This window comes from Dehalogenimonas sp. W (genome assembly GCF_037094495.1).
GTDB lineage: Bacteria > Chloroflexota > Dehalococcoidia > Dehalococcoidales > Dehalococcoidaceae > Dehalogenimonas > Dehalogenimonas loeffleri.
This window is the reverse complement of sequence record NZ_CP146612.1, coordinates 1,724,038-1,735,771: the sequence shown is the minus strand read 5'-3', so window position 1 is coordinate 1,735,771 and position 11,734 is coordinate 1,724,038. Positions and strand designations below refer to the sequence as shown.

At 55.2% G+C, this 11,734-nt stretch carries 7 protein-coding genes; 1 reads left to right on the top strand and 6 read right to left on the bottom strand.

All coding sequences use genetic code 11. The features are described 5' to 3' along the window. Positions 1–473 precede the first annotated feature (473 nt). On the bottom strand, positions 474–1,343 hold the full coding sequence (locus V8247_RS08950; protein WP_338737496.1) for a lysophospholipase: 870 nt from the start codon (positions 1,341–1,343) through the stop codon (positions 474–476). Between the two features lie 42 nt (positions 1,344–1,385). Here V8247_RS08950 and V8247_RS08945 point away from each other — a divergent pair, with 42 nt between their 5' ends. Then, the gene (locus V8247_RS08945; protein WP_338737495.1) at positions 1,386–1,934 is read left to right on the top strand and encodes an HD domain-containing protein; all 549 of its coding nucleotides are present in this window, start codon (positions 1,386–1,388) and stop codon (positions 1,932–1,934) included. A gap of 12 nt (positions 1,935–1,946) precedes the next feature. On the opposite strand, the gene V8247_RS08940 is transcribed toward V8247_RS08945, so the two are convergent. The 5 genes from V8247_RS08940 to ppsA all read right to left on the bottom strand — a co-directional run bounded on the left by V8247_RS08940 (position 1,947) and on the right by ppsA (position 11,448). After that, a complete protein-coding gene (locus V8247_RS08940; RefSeq protein ID WP_338737494.1) occupies positions 1,947–4,538 on the bottom strand; it encodes an SMC family ATPase in 2,592 nt (863 codons plus the stop codon). An 89-nt stretch (positions 4,539–4,627) separates the two neighbouring features. Then, positions 4,628–6,151 (bottom strand): RNA polymerase sigma factor RpoD, encoded by a 1,524-nt coding sequence (gene rpoD / locus V8247_RS08935; RefSeq protein WP_338737493.1) that lies wholly within the window; start codon positions 6,149–6,151, stop codon positions 4,628–4,630. A gap of 3 nt (positions 6,152–6,154) precedes the next feature. Beyond that, on the bottom strand, positions 6,155–7,918 hold the full coding sequence (dnaG, locus tag V8247_RS08930) for a DNA primase (RefSeq protein WP_338737492.1): 1,764 nt from the start codon (positions 7,916–7,918) through the stop codon (positions 6,155–6,157). 1 nt (position 7,919) lies between these two features. Further along, positions 7,920–8,954: a deoxyguanosinetriphosphate triphosphohydrolase gene (locus V8247_RS08925; RefSeq protein ID WP_338737491.1), complete on the bottom strand. Its 1,035-nt coding sequence runs from the start codon at positions 8,952–8,954 to the stop codon at positions 7,920–7,922. 229 nt (positions 8,955–9,183) lie between these two features. Then, complete coding sequence (ppsA, locus tag V8247_RS08920) at positions 9,184–11,448, bottom strand: phosphoenolpyruvate synthase (RefSeq protein ID WP_338737490.1); 2,265 nt, start codon at positions 11,446–11,448, stop codon at positions 9,184–9,186. Positions 11,449–11,734: the final 286 nt, after the last annotated feature.

Sequence of the window (11,734 nt, the reverse complement as noted above, 5' to 3'; positions counted from 1 at the left end):
ATTGTAATTTTGGTATTTAATATTGTTTAGGATTTGTTATTTGGGATTTAGGATTTCCCGCCCAGCGGGCATGCCTCGCCCGCCTGGTACCGTTCTTTTTGTCATTACCCGCAAAAGCGGGTAATCCACGGAGTTACTGTTTACCGCCTACTGTAAACTGAAAACTAAAAAGCTGACAGCTCGTAACCGTCTTTGCGAGCCTCCGGCGAAGCAATCTCGGTACACTCATTCAGATATTGGAAATTGGTAGTATTTGTAGTATTTCACTGTCTTTGCGAGGCCGCCCCGGCAGTCGTGGCAATCTTGCAAGAATAGCCTTATAGCGTTTCCGTAGGGGCTAGGCATGCCTAGCCCGCCCGGTCCCGTTCTTTTTGTCATTACCCGCAAAAGCGGGTAATCCACGGAGTTACTGTTTACCGCCTACTGTAAACTGTGAACTCAAAAGCTGAAACCTGACTGCTGACGGCTGACAGCTACCCGTGTCCCGCCATCCACTCTCCCACCACCCCCAGCACCGTATCCCGGCAGGGCTCATTAAAAATCTCGTGGTAACAGCCGGGAAAAATATGCAATTCCTTATCGGTTGAGGCGGCCTGATCAAATAACAACTGGCTGCCGGACGGATCCGCCATGCGGTCGTGTTCCCCGTGAAGCACCAGCAGCGGCAGGGTGATGTCCGCCAGCCGGGACTTGATGGAACGGGTAACGCGGAAAAGCTCCGCGCCCATGCGCGCCGGAATCTTGCCGGTGTAAACCAGCGGGTCCTTGACATAATCATCAACAACGGTCTGGTCGCGGCTGAGCGTATTTGACGGCAATTTCTGAACTCCCAGCCGGGGCGTCACTTTGGAGAACACGCCGGCCAGTTTGACCAGCAGGTGAGACACGCCGTGTTCAATATTCAGCGGCAGGCCGGACAGCACAACTCCGTTGATACCTGCAGGGCCGGAGGCGGCGTAATCGGCAATCTCAAGCGCCCCCAGACTGTGCCCCAGCAGGAACAGGGGCAAACCGGGGTGGGCCGCTCTGACCTTGTCCACGAATTTGGCCAGGTCGCCGGTCAGGTCGTCAAAACTGTTGACATAACAACGCTGCCCGGGCGAGCGGCCGTGACCCCGCTGGTCGTAAGTCCAGACGGCATAACCCTGCGCCAACAGGTAGTTGACTACATGGTCGTACCGGCCGGAATGTTCGGCCAGACCGTGCATCAGCACAATGACCCCTCGCGGCGGGGCTTCCGGCAGTCGGGCGCGGTAAAACAAGCCGGGCGGACAGCCGTTATCAAAAAGACCTTCAATCTGAGACATGACGTTCAATATAGCAATAACCCGCAGTTTTGACAATCACGCTTCCGGCTGACTAAGATAACGCAAGGAGAGACACACATGAATAGACAACAAGCTCTGGACGCCGTGAAAAGCGAGATTTCCAATCAGAACTTAATCAAGCACATGCTGGCGACGGAGGCGGTAATGCGGGGGCTGGCCGCGCACTTCGGCCAGGACGTTGAAGAATGGGGCCTGGCCGGGCTGCTCCATGATATTGACCTGGACCGCTGCAATAACGACCTGACCGTCCATGGCCGCCTGTCAGCCGAAATGGCCGGAGAACTGGGCGCAACCGACGCTGCCTGTCACGCCATCCTGTGTCACGGCATGCTGGGCGAACCATGCAATACCCTGATGGACAAGGCCTTATATTGTGCCGATCCGGTCACCGGCCTGATCACGGCCGGGGCGCTGATCCGACCGGAAAAAAAGCTGGCGGTAGTCCAGGCCAAATCCATCCTGAAACGCTTCAAGGAGAAGAGCTTTGCCGCCGGGGCCAACCGCGAGCAGATCGCTACCTGCGCGGACATCGGGCTGACGCTGGAGGAGTTTATTACGCTGTCCCTTGAGGCCATGCAGGCGGTCGCCGACGATCTGGGCTTATAGTAACCCGGTCCCTTAATTATAATTGACTTGGATACTACTGCCGTCCGCGGTTTTACAGACCTCAATCCGGGCTGGGAAGGCATCCTTGAACTCCTCAATATGGGTGATGACCAGGATGCAGTCAAACTGGTCCTGAATCCCGGCGATGGCTTCTTTCAGCTTGTCAATGCCGGCGGCGTCCTGAGTGCCGAAGCCCTCATCAATAATCAGCGTCCGCAGGGGCGCGCCGGTGCGGTCGGCCAGCAGCCGGGACAGCGCCAGCCGCAGGGCAAAATTGATGCGGAAAGCCTCGCCGCCGCTGAAGAGGTCATAATCACGGGTGCCCAGTTCGTCGCTGACCTTGATGTCAAAGGTTTCGGTGGTTTCGCCTTTGCGGGTCAGCCGCTGGAGTTCCAGTTTCAGGCTCATCCGATTATCGGTCATCCGGGCCAGGAGCTGGTTTGCCTCAGCCTCCATCCGGGGAATGGCGTTGTCAATCAAGGCGGCCTGAATGCCGTCACGCCCGAAATATTTTTTTAAATCACGGTAGATGCTCTCGGTTTCGGCCTGGCGGCGGATTTCAGCGGTTTTAGCGGCAATATCCTTTTTGAGTTCCTGCAACTGGGCCAGGTTTTGCTGGAGCACCCCGGTCGTTCGGGTGGCGGCGGTGGCTTGCTGCTTCAGCTCGGCCACCAGGCGTTCCGCCTCTTGCAGCGCCGCGTCGTCCACCACCGGCAGTTCGGCTAATTTGGCCCGCAGTTCGGCGGCTTCCTGCTCCCGGGCGGCCAGGCGTTTGTTAAGTTCACCGATAGAGGCCTCAATGCCTAAGCGGGCTTGCTCGTCGGCGGCCAGCAGTTTTTCCGCTTCGGCCAGTTCGCGGTGTTTCCGGTCAAAAGGCTCTAATTCGGCCAGTGTTTCGCTGGTGCGCCGGTGTTCCTCGGTGTCATAGCCGACTTGTTTAATCTGAGCTTCAAGCTCAGCCAGGCGCCGGCGTTCCTCCGGGGCAAAATCACCGGTTTCAATTTTACGGTTGAGGTCGGCCAAATGCTTTTCGCCTTCCGGCAGGCGTCCGGCGGCCTTTTCGGCTTCCTCAATATCGCGGCCCAGCCGGGCGTCCAGGTTGGTCAGCCGGGTTCTCTCGGCTTTTAGCGTGGCTCCGGCGTCCAGTTCCTGAGTTAGTTGGCGGCGCTTCAGTTCATTGGCCTGGGCTGAAGCCGACAGGCTGTCCAAACGCTCCTGAATGGCGGCTTTATCGCTGTGATATTTATGCAGCACGGTGGTCAGCCGGTCCTGACTGAGTTCGGTTTCACATACCGGGCAGGCGGCCTCTGACGAGTCGGCCAGTAATTTGGCCTTGCTGTCATTTTCGGCCAGTTGTTTGCGCAAACTGGCAGTCTCGGCTTCTATCCGGGCGTCTTCAGTCTTGAGCTGCTGGATGGCAGTGGCGAGGCCGTCAAGGTGTTTTTCCTTCACGGCGAGTTGCGCCAGCTCAGCGGCCAGACTGGAAAGGGCGGCTTTAAGTTTGGGCAATTCCGCCGCCCGGGCAGCCAGTTCATCAAACTTGGTCTGCCAGTGAACTCGGGTGGACCTGGCATCGTTGAGGGCGGCACTGACGGCGGCTTCCAGAGTTTTGGCCTGTCCGTCAAACTGGCGGAGCGTCATCAGCTTTTGGCTGAACTCAGTATTGCGCTTGACGGCTGCCTGGAAACCGGCGTATCCGGCTTCAATGGCCGGCTTCTCGGCGATAACCAGACGGTATTGGGTTATCCGCTGGCTGTTAGCTGCCAGTTCGGCCTGCCGGCGGGTCAGGTCGCCGGTGATTTCCCGGACGCCAGCCTCGGCCTGACCCAGCGCCTGGCGCTGAGACTCCACCAATTGGCGTGTGCGTTTCAGCTCATCCAGAACGGCCTGTTTTTCCTTCAGGCCAGCTTCGGCACCGGCAGAATCCTGAGTTGCCGCGGCCAGAGCGGCTTCTATCTCCGGCTCCTGAGCCAGTTTGGTCTGCTCCAGACCGATGCTGTCGGTCAGCATCTTTTTGGCGGCGACGGCCTGATCGGCCCTGGCTTTGGCACTGTCCGACAACTGTTCGTAAATATCCAGATTCAGGATAGTGCCCAGCACTTCCTTGCGTTTGTTGGGTGTCAGTTCGGTAAAATGGTCCGCTTCGCCCTGCCTCAGATAGGCGGAATTGATAAAGGTTTCATAATCCAGTCGCAGCAGACTGGTTATTTTGGCCGCAGTCTCACTTAAGATGCTGCCGGAAATATTGGTCACTTCTTCACCGCTGACCAGAAACAGGCTGAGTTCAGAGTGACCGGCTCCAGCAGACCTTTTCGGCTTGGTCCGCCGCCGCTCCACCCGGTAAACCTGGCCGTCACCGGCCCGGAAGTCAAAGGTCACTGCAGTTTCGGATTCACCCTGAGTGATCAGGTCGTCATCGCCGGAGGCCTTGGAGCGCAGGCGGGATTTGCCCCACAGCGCCCAGGTCATGGCGTCAATAATGGAGGTTTTACCGGCCCCGTTATCACCGGAGATGCAGGCCAGGTGAATGCCCTCAAAGGTCAACAGCGGCATCTCCCCCCGGTAGGGCAAAAAGTTTTTCAGCTTCAGGCGGACTGGAATCATAAACGGCAATTCTCCAGGGGGATTTTAGCATAATGAGACCGAATGCAGATAAAAAACCGGGCGGCTTGTGGGCCGCCCGGTGCTGGTCGCTATTCCAGGTAATCTTTAAGTTTACGGCTCCGGGTGGGATGCCGAAGCTTGCGCAGGGCTTTGGCTTCAATCTGCCGGATACGTTCACGGGTGACGTTGAACTCTTTGCCGACCTCTTCCAGCGTCCGGCTGCGGCCGTCTTCCAGACCGAAGCGGAGCTGCAATACCCGGCGTTCCCGCGGCGTCAGACTGTCCAGAACGCTGTCAATCTGCTCCTTGAGAAGCTGACGGGAAGCGGCGTCCGGTGGCGGCAGAGCATTCTGGTCTTCAATGAAGTCACCTAGATGAGAGTCTTCTTCCTCACCGATGGGGGATTCCAGGGATACCGGCAGCTGCGATACCTTGGCGATCTCGCGGACCTTCTCCGGCGGCAGCTCCATTTCTACGGCGATTTCATCCGGGGTGGGCTCCCGGCCCAGCTTCTGGGACATGGAGCGGGAGATGGACAACAGCTTGTTAATGGTTTCTACCATGTGCACTGGAATGCGGATGGTGCGGGCCTGGTCGGCGATGGCCCGGGTGATGGCCTGACGGATCCACCAGGTGGCGTAGGTGGAAAACTTGAAGCCGCGGTGGAAGTCAAACTTCTCCACCGCCCGGATTAGGCCGATATTGCCTTCTTGGATCAGGTCCAGCAGCGGCATGCCGCGCCCAATGTGCTTTTTAGCCACACTGACCACCAGACGGAGGTTAGCCTGAATCAGGTGGCGTTCCGCCTTCCCGGACTCAATCTCAATGGTATCCAGATAGCTCTTAAACTGATGCTCAAAGTGATCCAGACGGTTGGTGAAAGCCGGGGACGCGACCAGTGCGTTGATTTCCGACAGGTCGGTCTCGGCCGGTATGCCGTCCAGAACCTTTTTGGGCAGCAGTTCGCTATTGAGGGACAGGTCAATCAGCGCCTGTTCAATCTGCGACACCGGCGCATTCTGTTCTTCAGCGATACTCTTGGTCAGTTCCTGGTCAATTTCCTGCTCAATGCTGGCCCGGAGCTTAGGCGCGAAAACGGCGTCCTTGAAATTGGTTGAGACTTCCAGCCCCAGTTGCTTCTGCAGCAAAGCGACGGTTTCAGCCGCTTTGACCAGCTCCTGGAGCATGCAGACAATGACCTGAACGGAATTGGGATTCTGGCCGTCACGTTCGCGGCAGACCTGGCGGATTTCACGGATACGCTTGCCGGCTTCCATTTTCTTGGCCAGCATTTTTTCGGTTTCAGCGTTAAGCAGCGGGACGCGGCCGATTTCGTGCAGATACATGCGCACCGGGTCATCCACAATGCCATGCTCCAGTTGCTCCGCCGGAGCTTCCAGATTAGGCATCATGTGTTCCGCTTCTTCGGGTATGGTATCGGATTCGGAGTCCTCATCATCATCGTCGTTGAGTTCGTCGGGGTTGACATCATGGGGAACCTTTGGGCCCTCATGTTCTTCCTCTTCTTCCTGATCAACGACTACCTTCTTGGACTGATCGGTCTCCTCATCATCCTCGTCATCGGTGACTAACTTGGTGGTTTCTTTGGCCATATATTACCTCCCGGAACTGTGGTGCAGTTCGTTTTTCTGTCTGAATATTTCTGCCAGCCGGTCATTGATGACCAGGCTTTGTTCATGATACTTATTGATTTCCGCCTCGGAATCGTCACCGGCGGCGGTATTTATTGCTTCTTTAATTCTAGCCGAAGTGGCTTTTAAATACTTTTCCTCCAGGCGCAGGGCGCATTCGGCCAGCCGCTCGGTTAATTTTGATGCCGGTTCCGGCAGCTCCAGCAGGCGGTCAAATCGGGCGGCGCATAATTGGTCTAAAGCCGCTCTGGCTGCTGCCAGGTCGGCTGTCTCCCGAAGCTGAATAAAAATTTCCCGGTTTTCTGCGGTGCTGAAGTACGCCGGCTTTACTGACTGACACACCTCGGCCAGTTCAGGGTGCCGCAGCCAGATGGCCAGCAGGTAATCCTCTACCGCAGCGGCAGTTACCGGCGGCTCCGCGCTTCCGGCATTCCCTTTAGCCGCCGACACGGCGGTCGGTTTCAGCCGGTTCAGACTGAATTGTAGTTCAGCGGTATCCACGCCGACCATCCGGGCCAGTTCGGTCAGGTAGTGGCCCCGGCGGACGGGGTCATTGATAACCGATATCACCGGCAATAAATATTTAGTCAGCTCTGACTTACCGGCAGCAGTCGTCAGATTGTAATCGGCTGAAGAGCGTTTGAACACGAACTCCGTCAGCGGTCCGGCCTGATCAAGGACAGCTTTCCAGGCTTCCGGGTCACGGCGGATAACATCATCGGGGTCATTACCCGGCGGGGCCACGGCGACCTTGATCTCCTGGCCCAGGATATTTTCATGCGGGATACAGCGGGTCATGGCTTCTTCACCGGCTGAGTCGGCATCCAGCGCCAGAATAAGGTTGCGGGATATTTTGCGCAGGATATTTATCTGTTTTTCCGTGACCGCGGTGCCCATGCTGGCGACGGTATTGGTAAACCCGGCCTGATGGCTGACAATGACGTCAAAATATCCTTCCACGATGATGGCGCGGTCAACCTGGCGAATGGCTGAAGCAGCCAGGTTGATGCCGAACAGGGTGGAGCTTTTGGAGAATACCGGTGTTTCCGGAGAGTTGAGATATTTCGGCACAGAATCGTTCAGCACGCGCGCCCCAAAACCGGTAATCCGGCCCTTGATATCACAGATGGGGATCATTAACTGATCCCGGAAGCGGTCATAAGTGCGGCCGCTGTCGGCACTGCCCAGCAACCCGGCTTCCAATAAAAGGTCGTCCTGGTATTCCTGTCCGTTGAGATGATCCTTCAGAGATTGCCAGCCGGGAAGGGCATAGCCTAACTGGAAATCGTCTATTGATTTCTGGTTGATACCGCGGGACTCTAGATATTGCCGCGCTTTGACCGCCGTGTCTGAGTACAGCAGCAGGTCATGGTAATATTGCGCCGCAGCGGCGTTTACCCGCAACAGTTCATCATGTTGTTCCCGCTCCGGCGATGCCGGCGCAAAAGCTTTCAAAGCGACGCCGTATTTGTCGGCCAGGCGCTCCACCGCTTCACCGAAGGACAGCCCTTCTTTTTTCATGATAAAAGAAAATATATCGCCACCGGTCCCGCAGGAGCCGAAGCAGTGCCAGGTCTGCTGCTCCGGATATACGAAGAAACTGCCGTGTTTTTCTGAATGGAACGGGCACAGGCCTTTCAGAGTTTTGCCGGAACGTGTCAGCTTAGTATACTGGCCGATGAACTCCGCAATATCTGAGCGTGATTTAATTTCTGAGACTGTATCCATCTTATATTAACCCGAACGCCATAGCCATACTGGAGGCAAAAAGGTCGGTCATCCCGGCGATATAATCCACCACGCCGCGTTCCGGATCGTCTTCGTAAATATATTCATCCGGCATGCGGTGGGGAAAATTAAGCAGAAAGGAGTACATCGCTCTGAGGATGTTTCTGGCACCGTCGGCTTCCTCATCCTGGCGGCTGTACACCCGCTCAAACATAAATTCCCGCAAAGTATTGGTGGCTTCAAGAACGTTGTCACTCATACCGATAACTGCCGGCGCCTCCGGGGCTTCTCCGGAAACACCCCAGGAAAAGGCAATGACATCACTAACCATGGTGTTTATCCGGGCAGAGTGCCTGGTTCCCAGAACCGTCGTGGCGCTGGTCGGCAGATCTTCTTCCTTGATCAAATTACCCCGGATGGCATCAGCGATATCGTGATTGACATAAGCCAGTGCGTCAGCCAGCCGGCAGATTTCGCCCTCCGGCGTGGCCGGACGGCCGGCGGCATTGGATAAAATATCTTCGCGAGCCTTGGAATGGTTGAGAATGCCGTCGCGGACTTCCCACGTCAGGTTTAACCCTTGCCCGTTCTTCTCCAGAAAATCTATCACTCTCAGACTTTGCTCGTTGTGGCGAAAGCCGCCGGGGTACAGGTCAGCCAGAACTTCTTCACCAACGTGACCGAAGGGAGTATGGCCCAGATCATGGCCCAGGCTGATGGCTTCGGCCAAGTCCTCATTGAGCCGTAAAGCTCGCGCGATAGTTCGGGCTAGTTGGGACACCTCCAGCGTGTGGGTCAGCCGAGTGACGAAATGGTCGCCGCTGGGCGCGATGAAGACCTGGGTTTTATGTTTGAGCCGCCGGAAAGCCTTGGAGTGGATGATGCGGTCACGGTCACGCTGAAACTCAGTCCGTATATCGCTTTGGGGTTCTTCACTTCGGCGTCCTCGGCTTTCGGCCGAAAGCGTGGCGAATGGCGATAGCCACTGCTTCTCACGCTGTTCAAGAAAGTGACGTATGTTTTCGGGTGTTTTCATTCTGTAACGACATTCTCCGGGATGCACCGGCGGTGAGAGGGAAAAAGTGCGGCCACCTTCGTGACATTATAGCGAAGGGCAGGAAGGAATGTTAAGCTGAACAGCTAAAGGCTCTCCCAATGTATTTTAATAAAAAGCGAAATCACTCCCGCTGGCTGAACTCCAGTGAGCAGAGCTTACTTAAAAGACGCAGAACCGGGCTGTAAATGTGAAGCAGCCCGGTTCTGTCTTATTTCTTTTGCTTGGCTTCTGCCTTTGCGATTATCTCACGGGTGGTGCCGATCATATCGGGAGAGACGGAAACCGAGGTAATACCCCAGGATACCAGTTTCTCAGTCAGCTCGGGGTAGACCGACGGTGCCTGTCCGCAGATGGAGGCGGTGATGCCCCTTCTCTTAGCGGTGGTAACGGCGATTTCCAGAGCTGCCATGACGGCTTCGTTGCGTTCGTCAAAGGTTTCCTGGAGTTTTTCTGAATCACGGTCAATGCCCAAAACCAACTGGGTGAGGTCATTGGAGCCAATGGAAATGCCGTCAATGCCGGCGTCAATAAACTTATCCATCAGGAAGATATTAGCGGGAATTTCGGTCATCATCCAGACCTTAAAGTCAGGGCCGCGTTTTAAGCCTTCTTCTTCCAAAATAGCGATGGTGCGCTTGATCTCATCAACCGTCCGGACGAAGGGAATCATCACCCAAAGATTGGGGTAATCTTTACGAACCCGCTTGATAGCCTCAATCTCCATTTTGAAGCTTTCAATATCTGTGATGTAGCGGGAAGCGCCGCGGTAGCCGAGCATCGGATTTTCTTCCGGCAGTTCGTATTTATCACCGCCTTCCAGTTCCCGATATTCGTTAGTCTTGAAGTCGGTCGTACGGTAGACCACCGGCCGCGGGCTGAAAGCTTTGGCGAAGGGCAAAATACCGTCGTAGAGTTTCTGAATGAATTCTTCCTGACGGCCTTGTTCAATCATGAAATTGGGATGTTTACCAATAGCACTGACGATAAATTCAGCCCGAAGCAGCCCGACGCCGTCAACATTGCGCGCCGCGACCTGATCAGCCAGTTCGGGTTGAGCCAGATTGACATATACTTTGGTTTTGGTAACGATGGCGTCTCGCATCAGACTGACCACCGAAGAAGTCTGAACCCGGCGGGTAACCTTGCCGTTATATACCTTGCCATGAGCACCGTCAACGGTGATGATTTGACCTTCTTTTAAAAGCGAAGTAGCTTCGCCGGTGCCGACAACGCACGGGATGCCTAATTCACGGCTGACGATGGCCGCGTGGGAGGTACGCCCACCACGGTTGGTGACGATGGCCGCTGCTCTTTTCATCGCCGGGACAAAATCAGGGGTGGTCATTTCGGCTACCAGTATATCGCCGCTGAGCACGCGGTTAATCTCATTGGGATCCAGGATAATTTTAACCGGCCCGGAAGCCAGACCTGGTGAAGCGGCAGCGCCGGCCAGGATAATAGGCTGCTTTATTTCCGGCTCTACCTCGGAACTCTCTTTTAACGCGGTTACTGGACGGGATTGGACGATGAAAATATCTCCGTTTTCCTGAGCCCATTCAATGTCCTGCGGAGATCCGTAATGTTTCTCAATATGAATGGCCAGTTCAGCCAGTTTGAGAACTTCTTCATCCGACATTTTTTGGAGTTCCTGCTTTGACGGCGGGACTGATTGCCAGTAATTGGCGCCTTCTACTTCATTTTCAACGCCGGTGGTGTTGCGGATCAAGCGGCGGGACTGGCGGCTGATGCGGCGGGAAATGATGGTCGGACCCGCTTTATCAACGATAAACAGATCGGGGGTGATTTCGCCGGATACGAGGCCTTCGCCCAAACCATAAATCACTTCAATCACGATTTTGGAAGCGTCACTGGTGATTGGCTCAATAGTGAATATGACGCCGGAAGTGACCGACTGCACCATGCGTTGCACCGGCACTGCGATACCGACCTGGAAATGGTCGAAATTTTGCTCGTTACGGTAGTAAACAGCCCGGGGTTCAAAAAGCGAAGCCCAGCACTTCTGGACCGCCTTGACTACGGCATCGGCACCTTCAATATTCAGATAGGTGCTTTGCTGGCCCGCGAAGGAGGCTTCCGGCAGATCTTCCGCGGTAGCTGAGGAACGCACTGCGACTAGGCCTTCGCCCATGGATTTGTATGACTCTCGAATCTTTTCCGCCAGCACAGGAGGCATGGGAGTGTTCATTATTAGTTGTTTGGCTTCGTTGGCGGCAGCGGACAGAGCTTTAGAATCTTCAACGTCAAGACCTTTCAGTGATGCCTTAATCCGGTCTTGTAGACCCGATTCATGAATGAATTCGTAATATGCATTAGCGGTAACGATAAAGCCCGGGGGTACTGGAATCTTGGCTGAGGTCATTTCACCCAGGTTGGCACCCTTTCCGCCAACAACGGGGATATCATTTTTAGATACCTGTTCAAACCAGACAATCGCCTCCGGGGTTTTCTGCATCCGTGGTTGTCTCCTTCCCGATAGCTAAATGTTTATTGGGTCACTGGTAAAGTTGTTGTGATAACCGGGTGCCGTGCCGACAAAGGCTAGATATTCTACTACAAAAAACCGCCTTGTTAAAGTCCCCTGTCACGGATAAATATCTTAGCAAAAGGCAGCCAAGCAGGGGGGATAGTGTTGACTTGCTTTTTCAACCGTAAAATCCAGTTGTTATGCGGACACCTTGCGTTAATTCTACCATGAATTCGTACGGAAATGTTCATTGACACCTCTTGGGTATAAATGT